General features: G+C 72.9%; 22 protein-coding genes. 4 read left to right on the plus strand and 18 right to left on the minus strand.

Translation table 11 applies throughout. The features are described 5' to 3' along the window. The first annotated feature begins 78 nt into the window (after window positions 1-78). On the plus strand, window positions 79-924 hold the full coding sequence (locus AMK31_RS18870) for a nitroreductase/quinone reductase family protein (RefSeq protein WP_073941705.1): 846 nt from the start codon (window positions 79-81) through the stop codon (window positions 922-924). Window positions 925-1,145: 221 nt separating this feature from the next. Here AMK31_RS18870 and AMK31_RS18875 read toward each other — a convergent pair whose 3' ends face one another. Continuing rightward, window positions 1,146-3,194, minus strand: a complete 2,049-nt coding sequence (locus AMK31_RS18875) for a HelD family protein (RefSeq protein WP_073941706.1) — start codon at window positions 3,192-3,194, stop codon at window positions 1,146-1,148. 85 nt (window positions 3,195-3,279) lie between these two features. After that, window positions 3,280-3,894: a TetR family transcriptional regulator gene (locus AMK31_RS18880; protein ID WP_073941707.1), complete on the minus strand. Its 615-nt coding sequence runs from the start codon at window positions 3,892-3,894 to the stop codon at window positions 3,280-3,282. A gap of 104 nt (window positions 3,895-3,998) precedes the next feature. Between AMK31_RS18880 and AMK31_RS18885 the strand changes: the two genes are divergently transcribed. Continuing rightward, window positions 3,999-4,967: a zinc-binding dehydrogenase gene (locus tag AMK31_RS18885; RefSeq protein ID WP_073941708.1), complete on the plus strand. Its 969-nt coding sequence runs from the start codon at window positions 3,999-4,001 to the stop codon at window positions 4,965-4,967. Window positions 4,968-4,986: 19 nt separating this feature from the next. On the opposite strand, the gene AMK31_RS18890 is transcribed toward AMK31_RS18885, so the two are convergent. From AMK31_RS18890 to AMK31_RS18920, 7 genes are all read right to left on the minus strand, one after another. Continuing rightward, complete coding sequence (locus AMK31_RS18890; RefSeq protein ID WP_073941709.1) at window positions 4,987-6,090, minus strand: phosphotransferase family protein; 1,104 nt, start codon at window positions 6,088-6,090, stop codon at window positions 4,987-4,989. Between the two features lie 69 nt (window positions 6,091-6,159). Beyond that, window positions 6,160-7,023 (minus strand): GntR family transcriptional regulator, encoded by an 864-nt coding sequence (locus AMK31_RS18895; RefSeq protein ID WP_073941710.1) that lies wholly within the window; start codon window positions 7,021-7,023, stop codon window positions 6,160-6,162. A gap of 58 nt (window positions 7,024-7,081) precedes the next feature. Beyond that, on the minus strand, window positions 7,082-7,831 hold the full coding sequence (locus AMK31_RS18900; protein ID WP_385311855.1) for an HAD family hydrolase: 750 nt from the start codon (window positions 7,829-7,831) through the stop codon (window positions 7,082-7,084). After that, on the minus strand, window positions 7,831-8,718 hold the full coding sequence (locus AMK31_RS18905) for a winged helix-turn-helix domain-containing protein (RefSeq protein ID WP_073941712.1): 888 nt from the start codon (window positions 8,716-8,718) through the stop codon (window positions 7,831-7,833). Before AMK31_RS18905 ends, AMK31_RS18900 begins: the two co-directional genes overlap by 1 nt. 58 nt (window positions 8,719-8,776) lie before the next feature. Next, complete coding sequence (locus tag AMK31_RS18910) at window positions 8,777-9,691, minus strand: winged helix-turn-helix domain-containing protein (RefSeq protein WP_073941713.1); 915 nt, start codon at window positions 9,689-9,691, stop codon at window positions 8,777-8,779. Between the two features lie 253 nt (window positions 9,692-9,944). Next, window positions 9,945-11,201: a GNAT family N-acetyltransferase gene (locus tag AMK31_RS18915; RefSeq protein ID WP_073941714.1), complete on the minus strand. Its 1,257-nt coding sequence runs from the start codon at window positions 11,199-11,201 to the stop codon at window positions 9,945-9,947. A gap of 107 nt (window positions 11,202-11,308) precedes the next feature. After that, a complete protein-coding gene (locus tag AMK31_RS18920) occupies window positions 11,309-11,920 on the minus strand; it encodes an RsiG family protein (RefSeq protein WP_073941715.1) in 612 nt (203 codons plus the stop codon). Window positions 11,921-12,056: 136 nt separating this feature from the next. Between AMK31_RS18920 and dtd the strand changes: the two genes are divergently transcribed. Then, on the plus strand, window positions 12,057-12,482 hold the full coding sequence (gene dtd / locus AMK31_RS18925; protein WP_073941716.1) for a D-aminoacyl-tRNA deacylase: 426 nt from the start codon (window positions 12,057-12,059) through the stop codon (window positions 12,480-12,482). Between the two features lie 22 nt (window positions 12,483-12,504). Here the strand turns inward: dtd and ygfZ are convergent, their stop codons facing one another. Genes ygfZ through AMK31_RS18940 form a run of 3 tightly spaced genes read right to left on the minus strand, consistent with a single transcriptional unit; the run spans window position 12,505 to window position 14,527 of the window. Then, window positions 12,505-13,470, minus strand: coding sequence for a CAF17-like 4Fe-4S cluster assembly/insertion protein YgfZ (gene ygfZ, locus AMK31_RS18930; protein ID WP_073941717.1), 966 nt, complete (start codon window positions 13,468-13,470; stop codon window positions 12,505-12,507). 10 nt (window positions 13,471-13,480) lie between these two features. Beyond that, window positions 13,481-13,918, minus strand: coding sequence for a Fur family transcriptional regulator (locus AMK31_RS18935; protein WP_073941718.1), 438 nt, complete (start codon window positions 13,916-13,918; stop codon window positions 13,481-13,483). Between the two features lie 33 nt (window positions 13,919-13,951). Beyond that, the gene (locus AMK31_RS18940; RefSeq protein WP_073941719.1) at window positions 13,952-14,527 is read right to left on the minus strand and encodes an FABP family protein; all 576 of its coding nucleotides are present in this window, start codon (window positions 14,525-14,527) and stop codon (window positions 13,952-13,954) included. A gap of 219 nt (window positions 14,528-14,746) precedes the next feature. On the opposite strand from AMK31_RS18940, the gene AMK31_RS18945 reads away from it, so the two are divergent. Continuing rightward, a complete protein-coding gene (locus AMK31_RS18945) occupies window positions 14,747-15,109 on the plus strand; it encodes a DsrE family protein (RefSeq protein WP_073941720.1) in 363 nt (120 codons plus the stop codon). On the opposite strand, the gene AMK31_RS18950 is transcribed toward AMK31_RS18945, so the two are convergent. The 6 genes from AMK31_RS18950 to AMK31_RS18975 all read right to left on the minus strand — a co-directional run bounded on the left by AMK31_RS18950 (window position 15,103) and on the right by AMK31_RS18975 (window position 19,061). Then, entirely contained in the window at window positions 15,103-15,381 is a 279-nt protein-coding gene (locus AMK31_RS18950; RefSeq protein ID WP_073941721.1) for a DUF3099 domain-containing protein, read from the minus strand. The genes AMK31_RS18945 and AMK31_RS18950 overlap by 7 nt on opposite strands. A gap of 90 nt (window positions 15,382-15,471) precedes the next feature. Next, the gene (locus tag AMK31_RS18955; protein WP_073941722.1) at window positions 15,472-15,762 is read right to left on the minus strand and encodes a DUF1416 domain-containing protein; all 291 of its coding nucleotides are present in this window, start codon (window positions 15,760-15,762) and stop codon (window positions 15,472-15,474) included. Between the two features lie 42 nt (window positions 15,763-15,804). Next, a complete protein-coding gene (locus AMK31_RS18960; RefSeq protein WP_073941723.1) occupies window positions 15,805-16,644 on the minus strand; it encodes a sulfurtransferase in 840 nt (279 codons plus the stop codon). Between the two features lie 130 nt (window positions 16,645-16,774). Further along, complete coding sequence (locus AMK31_RS42420; protein WP_350203226.1) at window positions 16,775-16,855, minus strand: putative leader peptide; 81 nt, start codon at window positions 16,853-16,855, stop codon at window positions 16,775-16,777. Between the two features lie 198 nt (window positions 16,856-17,053). Further along, window positions 17,054-17,785, minus strand: coding sequence for an LmeA family phospholipid-binding protein (locus AMK31_RS18970; RefSeq protein ID WP_073941724.1), 732 nt, complete (start codon window positions 17,783-17,785; stop codon window positions 17,054-17,056). Window positions 17,786-17,882: 97 nt separating this feature from the next. After that, a complete protein-coding gene (locus AMK31_RS18975; RefSeq protein WP_073941725.1) occupies window positions 17,883-19,061 on the minus strand; it encodes a hypothetical protein in 1,179 nt (392 codons plus the stop codon). Window positions 19,062-19,064: the final 3 nt, after the last annotated feature.

Below are 19,064 nucleotides of genomic sequence, written 5' to 3' on the forward strand. Positions count from 1 at the left end.
GGCTACGGCGGGCCAGGAGCCCGCCTCTCTTTCCGTGAACACCGCGAACCAGCGAGAACCACGGAGAGAGGAAGAGCGTTGCCCAACGATTTCCACGATTTCAACCAACGGATCATCGACGAGTTCCGCGCCAACCACGGCCGCCTGAGCGGTATGTTCGAGGGCGCCCGGATGATCCTGCTGACCACCACCGGTGCCCGTTCCGGCAAGCCGCACACCACCCCGGTCGGCTATCTCCCCGACGGCGCCGAGCGCATCCTCGTCATCGCCTCGGCCGGCGGCTCACCCCGGCATCCCGCCTGGTACCACAATCTGCTGGCCCATCCGGAAGTCACCGTGGAGACCGGCGCGTTCACGTACCGGGCGCGGGCCGTCCCGCTCACCGGCGAGGAGCGGGACGAGATGTTCGCGCGGGCCGTGGAGAGCGACCGGGGCTGGGCCGCGTACCAGGAGAAGGCGGGCGGCCGGGTGATCCCGGTGATCGCCCTCCAGGAGCTCCCGAGCGACGGGCCGCCGCACGTCAACGCCGGGTCCATGGCGGAGGCGATCATGATCGTCCACGACGCCTTCCGCCGCGAACTGGCCCTGCTGCGCGAGGAGATGAGCGCGACCGGCAGCACGCTGGGCGCCCAGCTCCGCGCCAACTGCCTCACCTTCTGCCACGGTCTGCACAACCACCACACCGGCGAGGACATAGCCCTCTTCCCGTACCTGGAGGACCGCCACCCGGAGTCCGCCCCGGCGATCGCCCGCCTGAGGGAGGAGCACGAGCGGGTCGCCGCCCTGATGGAGGAGCTGCGCCGCGCGGTGGACGGGACGGTGACGGACCCGGCGGCCGCCCGCGCGGAGGTCGAGCGGCTGGCCGCCGAGCTGGAGGCGCATCTGGCGTACGAGGAGGAGCAGCTGCTGCCGCTCCTCGGCTGAGCCCCGCCAGGTCCCTGGAGGCTCCTAGGGGGTGTCTCGTCGATCAGGCCGGATCAGGGAGCGGCGTCTGGTGCCGTGCATCGCAAGGCGGAGGAGGGAGTCGATGCGGAGCGATGGGGGTGCCCCCGCGGGAGCTCGTTCGAGCGTGGGGGAGAGTGACGACAACGCGGCGAGGCGCGGTGCCAGGCGCCGCGAGCCCGGCATGATCGGCGAGACGCCCCCTAGAACGGCAGCGGCCGCCCGTGCACCACCGTCAGGGTGGACACGGCCCGGGTCAGCACCACGTACAGCCGGTGCATGCCGCGCTCCTCCGCCTCGGCGATCGCGGCCGGCTCGACGGCGACGACATGGTCGTACTCCAGGCCCTTGACCAGGCTCGCGGGTACGACCGCCACCCGCTCGCCGGCCGCCGCGATCCCGGCCCCGGCCAGCGCCTCCCGCACCGGGGCCAGGTGCGCGTCGGCGGCGATGACGCCGACGGACCCCTCGCGGCGCAGGGCGTCCCGTACGGCCGTGACGACCGCGCCGGGCACGTCGGCCGTCTCACGGACCGTCACCTCGCCGTCCCGGCGCGGCGAGCGGGGCTCCGGGACTGCGACGTCCAGTCGGCGCAGCACCCGGTTGGCGAGGGCGAGGACCGCCGATGGGACGCGGAAGCCGGTGGTCAGCGGGACGACGGCCGCGTCCGGCTTGCCCAGGTGGCGCAGCGGTACGGACCAGTCGCGGGCCGCCCACGGGGTGGTGCCCTGGGCCAGGTCGCCGAGGACGGTGAGGGAGCCGTAGACCGAGCGGCGGGCGATGGCCCGGCACTCCATCGGGGAGAGGTCCTGTGCCTCGTCGACGACGACGTGGCCGTAGCCCTCCGGGTGTTCGATCAGCCCGGCGACCTCGTCGAGGAGGACCAGGTCGGCCGCCGACCAGCGTGCCGACTTCCAGGAGCGCGGCGGGCGGGGCCACAGCAGCGCCTTCTGCTCGTCGGCGTCCAGCAGTCCGTCGGCGGCCTCCGCGAGGGCGTCGGGGTCGCCGAGCAGCCCGGCGACGACCTCTTCCGGGCGCACGCGCGGCCATACGGCGTCCAGCCACGCCCCGAGCGCCCGCGCGCGTTCCATGCGCCGCACCCAGGCGGTGGTGCGGGGCCCGCCGCGCCGCTCGGCCCGCGCCCGCAGCACGGCCACCACGCGCGCGCGGACGCGTTCCCGCCCGACGGCGTACGGCGGCTGTTCGGCGCGTACGTCCGCGACGATCGCCCGCAGTTCGTCGGCGGAGGCCCGCCACCGGGAGGTGCCGTCGGGGACGGCGAGGGAGTCGTCGACGGCGTCGGGGCGGACCCGCGCGTACAGCGCCCGGCGCAGCACCTCGGCCGTCCGGGCGTCGTGCTTGACGGCGGCGGTCCGCTCGTCGTCGGTGCCGGTGACCGGGTGGCGGGCGATCTCGTCCCGCACGGTCGACTGCCGGACGCCGGTCTCGCCGAGGGCGGGCAGCACCTCGGCGATGTAGGTGAGGAAGGTGCGGTTGGGGCCGAGGATCAGCAGTCCGCCGCGCCGGACGCGCTGCGGGTGGGTGTAGAGCAGGTAGGCGGCACGGTGCAGGCCGACGGCGGTCTTGCCGGTGCCGGGGGCGCCCTGCACGCACACCGACGCGGTGAGGTCCGCGCGGACGAGGTCGTCCTGCTCGGGCTGGATGGTCGCGGCGATGTCGCGCATCGGGCCGACGCGGGGGCGTTCGATCTCGCGGGCGACGAGGGCGCTGAGCGCGCCGGCCTCGCCGGTCACGGTCCCGCCGGTCGCGGCCTCGTCGCCGTCCAGGTGCTCGTCCTCCAGGCCGGTCAGGTCCGCGGAGTCGCCCCTGCTGCCCGGCGCCCAGCCGAAGCGGCGGCGGACCGCGACGCCCTGCGGGTCGCGGGGGCCCGCCTGGTAGAAGGCGCGGGAGACGGGGGCGCGCCAGTCGACGACGAGGGGCGGGTCGGTGGGGTGCTCGGTGATCCGGAGCCGGCCGATGTGGAGGGGGCCGGGGCTCCGCGCCGCCTCGGCGGTGAAGTCGAGGCGGCCGAAGAACAGCGGGCCTTCGGGGAGTTCCCGGAGGTCCCTGGCCTGGGTGCGCAGGCGGCGGCCGAGGACTTCGGCGTCGGCGCCGGAGGCGGAGACGTCCTCGCCGGTGACGACCTGGTCCTCGGCGCCGTCCACCATGGCGGCGAGGGCGGCGCGGCAGCGGTCGTGGTGGGCGCGTTCGTGTCGGAGTGCGTGCTGGAGGGCGGGGTCGGGTGACGTCATTCCGTCGAGCGTACCGGAAAGACGTTACCGAGTTAACTTTTTTACTTAGTCACACAACTGCCGGGGGTGGCCGGCTGCTCGCCGGTCAACCGTCGGCCAGGTGCGGCAGCCCCGCGGCGAGCACGTCGAACGCCCGCTCCGCCGCCGCCACCGCGTCCCCCCGGACGTCCGCCGCCCGCTCCCCCGCCGCCATCCGCCGCCAGTTCTCGCCCGCCAGGATCCGCTGCACCGCGATGATCTGCCCGGCGGCCAGCCGGGCGTCCAGGTCGCCGCCCAGCGCCTCCGCCAGCGCGGCCTCCGAGCGCTCCAGATGGCCCAGCAGCCGGGCCACCAGGGCCGGGGTGCCGTAGAGCAGGGTGTGGAAGGCCAGCACCCCGGGGTCGTCGTTGAGGCCGGTGACCGGGTCGCACCGGTCGAGCCCGGCCAGGAAGTGCCGCCGCAGCGCGGTCAGCGGCGCGCCGGACGCCCCCGCCACCACGCGCGCCGCCTCCCCCTCGTGGTCGGCGATCCGGTGCAGGACCAGGTCCTCCTTGGCCGGGAAGTACCGGAACAGCGTCGGCTTGGAGATCTCCGCCGCGGCGGCCACCTCGGCGACCGACACCGCGTCGAACCCCTTCTCCAGGAACAGCCCGATCGCGAGGTCCGACACCACCTGGTACATCCGCTGCCGCTTGCGCTCGCGCAGCCCGATCTCACCCATGGCCACGAGCCTACGGTCGTCCCGCCGGTGCCCCTTGACCTCAACCCCGGTCGAGGTCGAAGACTGCGCACGGAAGCGACGATCCCGACGCGCGGAGGTGTGCGGTGCTCACGGCACAGGTGAAGGAGTTCGGCGGCCCGGAGGTACTGGTCCCCGTGGAGGTGCCCGATCCCGTCCCCGGCCCCTCGGAGGTGCTGATCGAGGTGTCCCACACCGACACGATCTTCGTCGAGACCCAGATCCGGGCGGGCTGGGGAGGCGAGTACTTCACCGTCCGGCCGCCGTACGTACCCGGCGGCGGGGTCGCCGGCACCGTGCGGGCGCTGGGTCCCGGGGCGGACGCGGAGTGGCTGGGTCGCCGGGTCGCCGCGTTCGTCGACGGCAGCTACGCCGAGCGCGCCCTCGCCGCCACCGACGCCCTGACCGCCGTCCCGGACGGCCTCGGCCTGCTCACGGCGGCAGCGCTGGTCCATGACGGGGTGACCGCGGCCGGCCTCGTGGAGCGGACCGCCGTCACGGCCGGGGACCGGGTGCTGATCCTCGGCGCCTCCGGGGGCATGGGCACCCTTCTGGTCCAGCTGGCCAAGGCCCGGGGCGCGCGGGTGGTGGCCGCGGCCCGGGGCGCGCGGAAGCTGGAGCTGGTCCGGCGGCTGGGCGCCGACGAGGCGGTGGACGTCACCGCCCCCGAGTGGCCGGAGCGGGCCCGTGCCGCCCTCGGCGGGGCCGCCGACGTCGTCCTGGACGGAGTGGGCGGTTCCCTCGGCGCCGCCGCCCTGCCGCTCACCGCACCCGGCGGGCGCTTCTCCGCCCACGGCGCCCCGACCGGCGGCTTCGCCGACCTCGACCGGGCGGAGGCCGCCCGGCACGGCATCACGCTGTACGGCATCGCCGACGCTCAGTACCCGGCCGAGGAGGTGACCCGGCTGCGCTCCCTGGCCTTCGCGGAGGCGGCGGCCGGGCGGCTCACACCGGTCGTCGGGGAAGTCGTACCGCTGGACGAGGCGGCCCGCGCACACCGGCTGATCGAGGGGCGGGGCGTCGTGGGCAAGGTCGTGCTGGCGGCCCGGCAGTGACGGCGGCAGCGGCGGGGCGTCAGGGAGAGGCCGCGGGAGGCGGCGCGTGGTCGGCGTGCCACTCGCGCAGTGCCTCCTCGATGCGCTCGCCGTCCGGCACGTCCACCAGCCGGAGCGGTTCGCGGGCCCGGCCCAGTGCCCGGCCCACCCGGTCGGCCGCCGCCCGGAAGTGGGCGTCCCGCGGGTGGTCCGGGAGGGCGAGGGCCGCGCGCATGGTGTCGGGGAAGACGGACTGGGCGTACTCGAAGGCCACGTAGGCACCCAGGTCGTCCGCCAGGCCCGCGGTGAGGCCGGACAGCCCGGCGTCCGTCATGGCCCGCGCCCACAGCCGGGTCATGCGTTCCTGCTGCTCCTTGCCGTAGCCCATGCGGACGAGGTGGGTGGCCAGGTCGTGCAGCGGGTCGCCGTACATGGCCAGCTCCCAGTCGATCACGGCGATCCGGCCGCGGCGGACGACCACGTTGGCGCGGTGGACGTCGGTGTGCAGCAGCGTGAAGGGGCGGGAGGTGAGGCCGGTGTGGTGGGCGAGGAAGACCGCCATCGCGTCCTCGGGGATGCCCACCGCGTCGAAGAGCGCGCCGAACCTGGCCCGGTTCGGCCGGTGCACGCGCCGCTCGGTGAAATCGGCCAGCCGGCGCAGGAACCCGTCGCTGTCGCCGTCCGCCGGCCAGCCCGCGGGCGGCGGCGGCAACTGCGCCACCGGCACCCGCGCGGTCCGCACGAAGAACGCGGCGAACTCCCGCATCAGCTCCTCCCCGACCTCCCCGTCGGGATTCGCCTCGCTGAGCGCCCGGCCCGTCCGGTACCGGTGCAGGGAGTGGTCGCCGAGCACGGCCAGACAGCGCGGCACCTCACGCAGATGCCGGCAGACGACGCGCAGCACATCCGCCTCGCGCGGCCAGATCCGCGGCACCACCTCGACCGTCACCAGCGGCACCCGGTACTTGACCCGCGCGTAGGGCGTGGTGCCCAGCAGCAGGGCGAGCAGCGGGCCGCAGCGCAGCACGTAGTTGGTGTTGTGGTGGCCCTGCACGACCTCCAGGACCCCGCCCGGGCTGTGCAGCCCGCGGTCCAGCAGACGCCGTACCAGCGCCTGGCGCGCTCGCGGTGACACAGGGGGCATGGCGGGAGGCTAGTGGCCGGGGCGGGCCGGGACGGCATCGGGGGCCGACACGCCACTCGTTCGGCGGTGTCACGGCTCCCGCAGGTCAGGGCCCTGCATCTCCCACACCGCGTCGAACCACTTCTGCGCCTCCGCCACGAACAGCGCGTCCCGCTCGCCGTGGGCCGCGTGGTGCCGGAAGAGCAGCGACCGGGTGCCCCAGGCGTCCCACAGCTCGCGTGGCTCGGACTGCACGTCGACGGTCCGGCGGGCCGGGATGTAGAACGCGAGCAGCGCCTCCGTGCCGTTGAGGAGGTAGACCTTCTGCGGCGGGGTGTTCGGGACCGTCCGGAAGCGGACGACCGCCGGGATGCCGTGGTCGGCGCGCAGGGTGCGGAAGTACTGGCGGAGCACGGTGAGCTGGGCGTCGTACTGTGCCACGGACCGCCGGTGCACCGCCTCGTCGACCACCGCGTCCGCGCCCCAGCCGTCGGCCGGCGACGGGTACAGCAGCCGGACGTCCCTGTGCGGCAGCAGGATGCGGACCTCGACGGACTCGGGGCGGACCGCGCCGGACTCCACCAGCGCCATCGGGGCGTGCATGGCCAGCAGCAGGGTCTCCGCGGTCAGGCAGGCGGCGTCGATCCGCACCCGGGGCTCGGCGAACGCGGCCTCCAGCCGGGGCGCGAGGGCGACGAGGGTGGGCTGCGGCTCCTGGCCGCCGGCCGGGGGCTCGGCGACGGTCGGGGGGCTGCCCCGGCCGGCGTTGGCCAGCCAGCCCGCCTCGTGCAGGGCGCGCAGCGCCTGGCGTACGGTCGCGCGCTCCACGCCGAACTCCTCGGCCAGTTCGGCCTGGGTGGGCAGTTTCGTGCCGGCCTCCAGGTGGCCGTCGCGGATGCGGGATCTGAGTGTGGCGGCGATGTCGTCGGCCGAGGGCCTTTGGCTGGCGGTCACTTGCTGGTTTCCTTCGGCTGCGGGCCGTCTGTGGCTGGTCGCGCAGTTCCCCGCGCCCCTAGGGGGTGGGTTGTTCCTGCCCCCTGAGTACACGCAGCACCGGCTCCAGTGAACCGATGACGTCGTTCGCGCCCGCATCCCTCAGCAGCCGCTCCTTGCGGTCGTTGCGGGCGTAGCCCAGGAACGGGACGCCCGCGCTTCGGGCTGCCTCGTGGTCCGTCGGGGTGTCGCCGATGAACAGGGCCGCGGACGGCTCGGCCGCCAGGGCGGTCAGGGCGCGGTTGAGGTGGTACGGGTCCGGTTTCAGGCGGTGCAGGTCCGTGTCGCGGCCGTAGATGTGCGGGCCGAAGCATCCGGTCAGGCCCCGGCCGGCGAGGTAGGCGCCGACCACCCGCGGGGAGTTGTTGGAGGCCACGGCCAGCCGCGCGCCGACCGCGCTCCAGGTGCGGATCAGCGGGTCGGCCCAGGCGGTGGGCATCGCCGTGGCGGTGGCCCGCAGCTCCTCCTGGGTGAGGCGTTCCTCCAGCTCCGCGACCACGCTCCGGCCGAGCCCCGCGCGGTGCGCGGCGCGCAGCACGACCTGTGGGTCGGCGGTGCCCTGCTCCGCCTCGGTCAGCAGTCCGCGCAGCCCGCGGCCGTCGAGCCAGCCGACGAGACCGCCGGCCACGTCGGGGGCCGGATGCCCGGCGAACAGCCGGCAGATCGGTCCGTCGAAGTCCCACAGCACGACATCGGCACGGGTGACCAGCTCCCGCAGCCGGTCGGTCGGGTTCGCCACCGGTTCGGTCCGTGTCGTATCAGAAGTCACTAGGAGAGTGTCAGGTCCCGGGTGATGGTTTCCCAGAGGGCGTCGAACCACTTCTGCGATTCGTCCACGAAAGAGGCATCCCGCCGGCCGGCGCCCCGGTCGAAGGAGAAGAGCAGCGACTCGGTGGCCCGTACGTCGTAGGTGGGCAGCGGTCCGGCGTCGGTGGGCTCCTCGCGGCGGGCCAGCATGTAGTACGCGATCAGCGCCTCCGAGCCGTTGAGCAGGTACAGCTTCACCGGCGGGGTGAACGGCAGCGCCCGGAACGACACCCGTACGTCGACGCCGTGCGAGGCGCGCAGCGACTGGAGGTTGTGGCGCAGGACGTGGCCCTGGGCGTTGCGCATGGCCAGCCAGCGCCGGTGGACGGGGTCGGGGTCGCCGTCGCCGTGCTGTTCGACCGGGACCGGGAAGGCCAGGTTGATGTCGCGGGAGGGCAGCAGGATGCGCACGTCGATCGACTCGGGGCGGATCCGGCCCTCGTGGATCATCCGCAGCGGTTCGCCGAGGGCCAGCATCAGCGTCTCCGCGGTCAGGCAGGCGGCGTCGACGCGGACCCGCGGGGCGGTGAAGGCGTGGGCCAGGCGGGGGGCGAGGCCGACCATCACGGGCTGGGGGGCGTCGGCGGGCGGTACGGCGGGACCGGCGACGCGCGGCGGGCTGCCCTTGGTGACATGGGTGAGCAGTCCGTCCTCGTGCAGGACGCGCAGGGCCTGGCGGACGGTGCCGCGCTCCACGCCGAACTCCCCCGCCAGCGCGGCCTGGGTGGGCAGCCGGTCGCCCGGCCTGAGCCGGCCGTCGCGGATGCGTTCGCGCAGGCGGGCGGCGATCTCCTGGGCGGTGTGCCGTCTGCCGTCGTGCACGGCCACGTTCTCCTGGGTCACGGCCAAACGCTACAACTCAATGCCATCTTCCGGGAGTTGTTTGGAAGTTGGCAGCCAACTCCGGTCAGCCGGTGAGCTGGAGTTCCGTGCTGATCGTCTCCCACAGCGCGTCGAACCACAGCCGCGACTGCTCCACGAACGCCGCGTCCCGCAGGCCCGCGCCCCGCTCGAAGGAGAACAGCATCGACCGGGTGCCCTCGGCGTCGTACAGCTGGAGCTGCTCGTGGTCGATCTCCTCCTCCCGGCGCCGCAGCGTGTAGTACGCGAACAGCGCCTCCGAGCCGTTGACCAGGTACAGCTTCACCGGCGGGGTGAACGGCAGCGCCCGGAACGACACCCGTACGTCGACGCCGTGCGAGGCGCGCAGGGCGCGCAGGTTGTGCCGCAGCACCTGCCCCTGGGCGTTGCGCTGCGCCAGCCAGCGCCGGTGCAGCAGATCGGCGCCGGCCGGGTCCGCCGGGCCGGCGGGCGCCGGGAAGGCGAGCGCGATGTCCCGGGAGGGCAGCAGCACCCGGACGTCGACCTTGGCCGGTTTCAGCTCGCCCGCGTGGATGCGGCGCAGCGGCTCCCCCATGGCGAGGGTCAGCGAGACGGAGGTCAGGCACAGGGCGTCGATCCGCACGTGCGGGGCCGCGAAGGCGGCGGCGACGCGCGGGGCGAGCGCCACCGTGGTGGGCAGCGGCACGGCGGCGGGACCAGCGGTGGCGGCGGCCCGGTCGGGGATCGCGACGGTCGCCGGGCTGCCCTTGGACAGGTTGGTCAGCAGCCGCTCGGCGTGCAGGATGCGCAGCGCCTGCCGGACGGCCGCGCGTTCGACGCCGAACTCGTCCGCCAGCTGTGCCTGGGTGGGCATGCGCTGGCCCGGCCGCAGCGCCCCGGACCTGATCCGCGCGCGCAGCTCGTCGGCCACCTCGTGGGGTGACCGGTGTGGCGGCTGAGGCCTTTTCCGCCCATTGGCGGAGGCGTGTTCCGGCTCCACGCCCGAACGCTACAACTTCCCGCCATCTTGCGGCAGTTCACCGACAGGTGGTTATGAGTCGCTTCCAAGTGGAGATAACCACAGAGAAGTTGGCCGCCAACTCTGGCGACATGGTCGAACTTACCGAAGGTTGGCCGGACTCCCCTCCGGAGGGGAGCCGGGAGCCCGGCCGGCCGGCACCACCGCACCACAACCACAACTGAAGAGCACGCTACGGATGCGTGAACCTGTCGGAACCGCCGCGGAAGGAGGCTCAGAACGAGTCCGGGCACCAGGGACGCCTGGACGAGCGCAGCAGGGCGTCGGCCACCCGGGCGGCGCCCGCTCGTGTCTCCACCACCCGCCCCGCGGCCACCAGCCGCACCGCCGACTCGTCCCCCAGCCACAGCGACCCGAGGTCGGACACGTCCAGCGTGAGATCGGCGTCCCGCGATGTCGCCGTACACACCCCGCTGCCGTCCCCGTCCGTCTCCAGCAGATACCGTCCGCCGGCGAACCCGCCCGCGTCGACGACCTCCAGCACCAGCCGCCCGGCCCCCGTGTACGTCCGCGCCTCGAACGCCCGTACGACGTCCAGGATCCGTACCCACATCCAGTCCGCCTGCGTGGTGATCCCGGCCGCGCGCGGGTCCGGCAGAAACAGCGGCAGCAGGTCGTCCGGGGCCCGGTAGCCCGTCTTCACCGTGGTGATCCAGTCGACGGAGCACAGGAACCGCCACAGCGCCCGCTCGGCGGCCGGTTCCGACGCGATCAGCCACTGCACGGTGGCCGTGTTCAGCGGCTGCTTGGCGGCGCCCCACTTGTCGTCGGCGGTGTACGCCGCCATGCCCTCGACCTCGCCGCCCGCCGAGCGGTACACCGCGTAGAACGGCTCCTTCCACTGCGGCCAGACGCGCAGCGCCCCGGTGTTGACCTGCCACCAGCGGTCGTTACGGTCCACCGCGCCGGGCGTCGCGCGCCGCACCCGCTCGTGCAGCTCGGGGCCCAGCTTGCGCACCTCGGCGCCGTCGACCAGGTCGATCCGGCCGCCGTCCTCCGGACCCGCCCACCGCGGGTCCAGCCCGGCGCGCGGCACGTCGATCGTCCACTCGGCGGCCGTGGTGCCGGGCCCGAAGCCGTAACGCCCGTAGATCCGGTACTCGGCGGCGATCAGCGTCGCCACCACGTCCCCGCGTTCCTTCGCCGCCGCCAGGTCCCGGCCCATCATCCGGGTGAGCAGCCCGCGCCGCCGGTGCGTCGGGGACACGGTCACGTTCGTGACGGCGTCGGAGGGCACCACGGCGCCCCCGACCGCCGTCAGCTCCTGCGGGAACGACCTCAGCGTCGCCACACACCGGCCGTCGTCGAAGGCCCCGAGGGTGCGCTCCGGCACGATCGCGGCGGCGCGGGCGGCGAGCACCTCCTCGGTGAAGGGTTCGCTCTGCAGGAATCCGGTGGCCATGGCCCGCAGCCAGTGCGGGATCTCGTCCTCGGTGATCGGTCGTATGTCGAGGTCGTCGCGGTCGCTCATGGCGCCACGGTAGGCGTCCGGGACGCGGGCCGTCGCGGGGATTTCAGCGCGTCGAACGGCGCGTCGAACGGATCTCGCCGAATGCCGGCCGGCCCCGCGGCCGGACCTCACAGCAGCAGGTCGTCGACCTGTGCCTCCCCGTCGCGGTACCGGCGGGCGATCTCCGCGCTGCAGTCGTCGGCCGTGCGCTGGAGCCCCTGGCGGCGCCGGGACACCTGCTGCTCGTAGCGGACGAGCCGGCCGATCCCGTCGGTCAGCTCCGCGTCGGTACGGGCGTCCAGCGCGGACAGCTCCACCTCGGCCAGCATCTCGGCCGCCAGCCGCCGGTACTCCTCGCGCTGCGGCGTCCCCACCGTGACGTGGCGGGCCGAGGAGCGGTGCCGGGCCGGGGCGTCGGTCAGGATCTCCGGCAGCCGCTCCACCACGGACGCCTCGCCCACCGCCACCACCGAGGTCGGCCCGCGCCGCGCCAGCTCCGCGCGCAGGATGTCGATCCGCCCCTGCAGCAGCCGCCGTACATAGCTCAGGTCGGCCTCGTCGCGCTGGGCGTCCCGGCGCAGCGTGCGCAGCTCGGGCAGGCTCAGCGCGGCCAGGTCGGGCTGGGGCGGCTCCGGCAGCAGCGGTGGCCGGTCGCCGCCCTCACCGCCGTCGGGACTGCCGGTGCGCTGCGCGGGCGGCCGCAGCGTCCCCACTTCCTCGCCCGTGCTCGGTGTGCTCATGTGCCTCTACCGTCCCCTCGACCGGTGTGTGGGAAGCATCGTGCCACCCCAAGTGGCCGCTATGTGACCGAGTGCCCCCGAACGGCCCCAGATGGACGGGTTAGGGATCGAAAAGCAGCCACGGCATGATGGTCATATGCGAGCAGTGGTGCAGAGGGTGGACGGCGCGAGCGTCGTGGTGGACGGCCGGACCGTCGGGGAGATCATCGGCGAGGGCCTGTGCGTGCTGGTGGGCGTGACCCACGACGACACCAGGGAGAAGGCGGCCCAGCTGGCCCGCAAACTGTGGTCGATCCGGATGCTCCAGGACGAGAAGTCCTGCAGCGACATCGACGCCCCGCTCCTGGTGATCAGCCAGTTCACGCTCTACGGCGACGCCCGCAAGGGCCGCCGCCCCACCTGGAACGCGGCCGCGCCCGGCGAGGTCGCCGAGCCGCTGGTCGACGAGGTGGTCGCCCAGCTGCGGGCGCTGGGCGCGACGGTGGAGACGGGCCGGTTCGGCGCGCAGATGCGGGTGTCGCTCACGAACGACGGCCCGTTCACCGTCCTCATCGAGATCTAGGGCCCCTATAGGGGGTGTCTCGCTAGGGCGCTACGACGACTTCCTGGGCGGCCGCCGTGTCCCCGGCGACCAGCCGGGCGTCCAGGGGCACGTTCCGCTTCACCAGGGCGAGGGCGACCGGGCCCAGCTCGTGGTGGCGGGCGGACGTCGTGATGAAGCCGATCTTCCGCCCGTCGGGACCGTCGTCCGCGAGGCGGATCTCGGTGCCGTGGGTGGGCAGATGGACCTCGCTGCCGTCCAGGTGCAGGAAGACCAGCCGGCGCGGCGGCTTGCCCAGGTTCTGCACCCGGGCGACGGTCTCCTGGCCGCGGTAGCAGCCCTTCTGCAGGTGCACGGCGGTGCCGATCCAGCCCAGCTCGTGCGGGATGGTGCGGTGGTCGGTCTCGAAGCCGAGGCGGGGGCGGTGGTGCTCGACGCGCAGCGCCTCGTAGGCGAGGAGCCCGGCCGCCGGGCCGGCCTGCCCGGCGTACTCCTCCAGCCGCTCCCGCGGCAGGAACAGGTCACGGCCGTGGGCGGTCTGCCGTACGACGACGCCTTCGGGGACCTCGGCGATGGAACCGGCGGGCAGGTGGACGACCGCGAAGTCGGCGGTGCGGTCGGCGACCTCGACCCGGTAGAAGAACTTCATCGACTCCAGGTACTGGATCAGCGCGTCCTGGGTGCCGGGCTCGATGTGCGCCCAGACCGTCGAGCCGTCGTCCACGAGGTACAACGCGTGCTCGATGTGGCCGTTCGCGGAGAGGATCAGCGCCTCGGTGGCCTCGCCGGTGGGCAGGTCGCTGACGTGCTGGGTGAGCAGCAGATGCAGCCAGCTCAGCCGGTCCTCGCCGGAGACGGTGACGACTCCGCGGTGCGAGAGGTCGACGAAACCGGTGCCGTCGGCGAGGGTGCGCTGCTCGCGGAACAGGTCGCCGTAGTGGGCGGCGACGCCTTCGTCCACACCCTCGGCGGGGACGGCGCCGGGCAGGGACAGCAGGGGGCTCTTCATGGCTCCAAGCCTACGACTCGGTATTTGAACTCTTCAGGGAACAGTTCTCGCACCTGCCGAAGATCGCGAAGTGCTTCATGTCCGTGTCGAAGCCGAACTGTTCGCGCAGCTTGGCGGTGAACTCGGCGGCCACGCCGAGATCCGCCTCGATGACGTCGGAGCAGTCGCGGCACACCAGGTGGATGTGGTGGTGCCGGTCGGCCAGGTGGTACGTGGGCGCCCCGTGCCCGAGGTGCGCGTGGCTGACCAGCCCCAGCTCCTCCAGCAGCTCCAGCGTCCGGTACACCGTGGAAATGTTGACCCCCGACGCCGTCTTCCTCACTTCCACGAGGATGTCGTCGGGGGTCGCGTGTTCCAGGGTGTCCACGGCTTCGAGCACGAGTTGCCGCTGCGGGGTCAGCCGGTAGCCGCGCTGCCGCAGATCGCTCTTCCAGTCGGTGCTCACCACACCGGAAAGTGTAGGCCGCCCGTGCCCGAGGGCTTACTTGAAGAAGGCGATGCCGTCGTCAGGCATGTCGTCGGGCAGGGCCTTCGCCCAGCGCTCGACGTCCTCCGGAGTGACGACCTTCTTCAGGTGGGCCGACATGTAGGGGCGCAGCTCGACCTCGGGGGTCTGCTTCTCGCCGACCCACATCAGATCGCTCTTGACGTAGCCGTAGAGCCGCTTGCCGCCGCTGTACGGGCGGGAGGCGGCGGTGCGGGCGACGGCGTCGGTGACCAGGTCGATCTGCGGCTTCTGGTGGGCGAGCTCGCCGTACCAGATCTCGATGACGCCGTCGTCGCGGGTCATCGTCACCTCGACCTTGCGGTCGGCGTCGATCCGCCAGAAGCCGTGCTCCGACTCCAGGGGCCGCACCTTGTTGCCGTCGTTGTCCAGCACCCAGGTGTGGGAGTGGTACTCCAGGAAGTCCCGGCCGTCGTGCGTGAAGGTGACCTCCTGCCCGAAGTTGCACTTCTCCGAGCCGGGGAAGTCGTGCACGCCCGCGCCCGCCCAGTTGCCGAGCAGGAAGGCGAGGGGGACCAGGTCCTTGTGGAGGTCGGACGGGATCTCGATCATGAGCGGCGTTTCCTGGCTATTCCTGTCGACTGGGTCAGCGCTGGCCCTGGTACAGCTTCTTCACGGTCAGACCGGCGAAGGCGAGAACGCCGACGGCGACCAGGACCAGCAGGATTTCGAAGAAGAGCTCCACGGCGTGCTCCTTGCAGGGCGAGGGTGAGCGGTACACAAGGCCGGGGCCCAGCTTACGCGGGTGCCTCGCGCACTACGATTCCGGCTATGGCGAAGAAGCTCGTGATCAAGGTGACCGCGGGGGCCGATGCCCCCGAGCGCTGCTCGCAGGCGTTCACGGTGGCGGCGGTGGCCGTGGCCAGCGGGGTGGACGTCTCCGTGTGGCTGACCGGCGAGAGCGCCTGGTTCGCGCTGCCCGGCAGGGCGGCGGAGTTCGAGCTGCCGCACGCGGCACCGCTGCCCGACCTGATCGACTCGGTGCTCGCCGCCGGCAAGCTCACCCTGTGCACCCAGTGCGCGGCCCGGCGGGAGATCACGGAGAAGGACGTCATCGAGGGCGTGCGTATCGCGGGCGCGCAGGTCTTCGTCCAGGAGGCGCTGGCGGAGGACACCCAGGCGCTCGTCTACTGACGCGTCTCACCGGAGCCCGGGTGCTTCTTGCCGTCCAGCTCGTCCCACCACTCGTCGGACTGCGGGTCGCCGGAGGGGTCGTCCCACCAGCGGTCGTCGGGGCCGCGCCGGTTGGCGATCATCGCGGCGACCGGCGGGATCAGCATGGCGACCACGCACATGCCGACGGCCACCTCGGTCGACCAGAGGCGGACGACTCCCCAGGCCAGGACGAACAGCACCAGGCAGATGCCCATCATGGCGAAGTACGTATGACGCCGCCGTGCGTACATACGTCCAGAGTAGGCGGGCAGGCCGAAGGGCCGCACCCAGGCGTCCAACCCGGGGGTGCGGCCCTTCCGCCGTACGGGGTGCCGTCCTCGTCAGACCGCGATCGCGACCTCGGCCAGGTCGCCCTTCTCGGCGACGACGACCGTGCGGTCGGCGGTGCCGCCGGGGACGAGGGCGCGGACGGTCCAGGTGCCCTCGGCCGCGTAGAAGCGGAACTGGCCCGTGGCGGAGGTGGGGACCTCCGCGGTGAACTCGCCGGTCGAGTCCAGGAGGCGGACGTAGCCGGTCACCGGCTCGCCGTCGCGGGTCACCTGGCCCTGGATGGTGGTCTCACCGGGCTTGATCGTCGAGGCGTCGGGGCCGCCGGCCTTCGCTCCACACATGTCGTACTCCTGAAGAGGTCTTGAAAGGTCGGTCGGGAGGGGTTACTTGTTGGCGCCGAGCTCGATCGGCACGCCGACGAGGGAGCCGTACTCGGTCCAGGAGCCGTCGTAGTTCTTGACGTTCTCGACACCGAGCAGCTCGTGCAGGACGAACCAGGTCAGGGCCGAGCGCTCGCCGATACGGCAGTAGGCGATGGTGTCCTTGGAGAGGTCGACGCTCTCCTCTTCGTAGAGCTTGCGCAGCTCGTCGTCGGACTTGAACGTGCCGTCGTCGTTGGCGTTCTTCGACCACGGGATGTTGCGGGCGCTCGGGACGTGACCCGGACGCTGCGACTGCTCCTGCGGCAGGTGGGCCGGGGCGAGCAGCTTGCCGGAGAACTCGTCAGGGGAACGCACGTCGACGAGGTTCTGGGAGCCGATGGCCGCCACGACGTCGTCGCGGAAGGCGCGGATGGCGGTGTTCTGCGGCTTGGCCTTGTACTCGGTGGCGGCGCGCTCGGGCACCTCCTCGACCAGCTCGCGGGCGTCCAGCTCCCACTTCTTGCGGCCGCCGTCGAGGAGCTTGACGTTCTCGTGGCCGTAGAGCTTGAAGTACCAGTAGGCGTAGGACGCGAACCAGTTGTTGTTGCCGCCGTAGAGGACCACCAGCGTGTCGTTGGCGATGCCCTTCGCCGACAGGAGCTTCTCGAAGCCCTCCTGGTCGATGAAGTCACGGCGGACCGGGTCCTGCAGGTCCTGCGTCCAGTCGATCCGGATCGCGTTGCGGATGTGGTTCTTCTCGTACGCGGACGTGTCCTCGTCCACCTCGACGATCGCGATGTCGGGGTTGTCCAGGTTGTCCTGCAACCAGTCGGCGTCGACCAGGACGTCGCTGCGGCTCATGCTCTTTCTCCTCCGGGGCAGTTGCGGCGGGGCGTGCGAGTGAGAGGGTGCGCTCGAATGCCGCGGGGCGGCGCGGCGCACGGATGCCCTGAGCAGGGCGGGGGGTGAACGCGGAAGGCGGTGCTGCCGCTCAGACGGTGCGACAGAGCATGGCGGCAACGCGGCACAGGTCTACTGCCCGCCGCTTCGTGAGATCCGCCTGTCGCTTCATGCTGTCGATCGTAGGGACGGACGGGCGGGCATGTCACCGGCGTGTCGCATGGTGAGACGCGATCGTCCGCTTTACGAGACAAGAAAGCGCCCGGAGCCTTGGACGTACGGCTTCCGGGCGCGTGCAGCGGCGGTCACACCTGTTTGGCGGACGCGGCCGTCTCGCCTTTCGGACAAGGGTGGGTGGTGCGGTCGGGTCCTACCCGACCAGCTGGACGTTCGAACCCCGCACCGTGATCTCCACGCCGTCCGGCGCCGCCTCCACCTTGTCCAGCCGGATGCCGCCGGGGAGGTCGTCGATGGCCTGCTGGAAGTCGGTGATCTCGCGGACCGACTCCTCGGCGAGGTCGAGGCCCGCCAGCTCCGGCAGGGAGTCGGTGCGCACCTCCACGGTGTCGCCCTTGACGGCGACCGTGCTGAGCACCGAGAGCCGCTGGGTGCCGAGCACCGGCACCTCCGCCTCCAGCCCGACCTTCATCTTGCCCTTGCCGCCGTCGGCGAGGCTCACCACGCGGGCGGTGACGCCGGGGGCGACCTCGGTGGGCTCGGACTTGGCGGCCTTGAGCAGTTCGTCGTAGGCGATGGTCGCCGTGCCGGTGGCGGAGGCGGCCGTGGCGGAGCTGTAGTCGCCGGAGAACTCGACGCCCTTCATGTGCGCCGTCAGGTCGTCGATCCGGATGCTCTCGCCGTCGCCCGCGGCGGCCACGAAGGTGTCCATGCCGACCTCGACGTCGTCCAGCTCACCGCCCGCCACCTGGGTGAGGAACGGGAAGCCGTTGATCGACACGTCCGGGGTCTCCGCGAGGTTCTCGCTGGTCCTCAGCCGGTCCGCGGCCTCCCCCTCGGCGAAGTTCACGGCGAGCCGGTCCGCGGCCACGAAGAGTCCCCCGAGGATCACGACGACGATCAGAACTATTCGCAGCGCACGCATGTTTCCCCACTTTGGCCTACGGCAACGAGGGCCAAGGTAACCCGGCCGGGCGGCCGGGCCCCGGAATTGTGGATCATCTGTGACAGGCGCGGGCCGGTCAGCCCAGCGTCCGCCCCAGCACCCACACCACCGGCGCGGCCGCGCTCAGAGGGAGGGCGACACCCGCGGTGAAGTGCACGAAGCGGGACGGGTAGTCGTAGCTCGCGACCCGGTGGCCGATCAGGGCGCACACTCCGGCCGCCGCGCCCAGCAGCGCGCCGTCCGTCCCGGAGCCGGCACCGGTCAGGCCGCCCGCCGCGAAGCCCCCGCCGGCCGCCGCGAGCAGCGCGACGACGACGGACACGGGCGTCGGCAGTGGCAGCGCCCGGGCGAGGATCGCGACCGCGACCGCCGCCGCTCCGATCGTCACCGCGTCGGGCTCGGCCGCCAGGTGGCCGGCCGCGACGACCGCCAGAGCCGCCGAGACGACCGTGGCCATCAGGCCGTACAGACGCTCGTCCGGGTCGGCGTGCGAACGCAGCTGGAGGACCAGCGACAGCAGCACCCAGACGCCGAGCGTGCCGAGGATCGCCACCGGGCCGTTGTCCCGGCCCGCCACCAACAGCGCCGCGTCCGCGGTCAGCGCGCCCAGGAACGCCAGCGCGATGCCCTGCCGGGCCGGCCACATGCCGTTCAGCCGGAACCAGCCCGCCGCGGTGACCGCCTGCAGGGCGACGAGCGGCACGAGCAGCGCCCAGGAGCCGACCGCCGCCGCGCCGGACAGCAGCAGACCGAGCAGCGCGGTCAGCGCGGCGGGCTGCAGGCCGGGTTCGATGATCGGGGAACGGCCTTCGAGCCGGGCCCGCTGGGCCGCGGTGAGCGGCGCGGACGGCTCGGGCGCCGAAGCCTGAGCCGGTGCCTGTGCATGTGCCGGAGCCGGTTCGGCCACGGCCGTCCGCGGCTCGTACGTCTGCTCGGGCACGTACGCCTGCTGCGGCGCGTACTCCGCCGTCGCCGGCTGGGCCTGGGTGTCCCAGGTCCGGCCCTCCCACTGCTGGGTGTGCGGGGCGGCGGCGTACTGGCCCTGGTACTGGGGCTGGGCCTGCTGGTACGGGTCCTGCGGGTACTGGGGGTACTGATCGGGGTGGTACTGAGCCTGGGGGTACTGGGGCTGGTACTGGGGCTGCTGGTACTGGCCGTACCCCTGGTACTCCCCTTCGGGCGCACCCTCGTACTCCCCTTCGTACCGCCCTGGGTACTGCCCGTCGTACATCCCGTCGTACGGCTGGTTGCTCATCGG

The sequence above is a fragment of the Streptomyces sp. TSRI0107 genome, assembly GCF_001905845.1.
GTDB lineage: Bacteria > Actinomycetota > Actinomycetes > Streptomycetales > Streptomycetaceae > Streptomyces.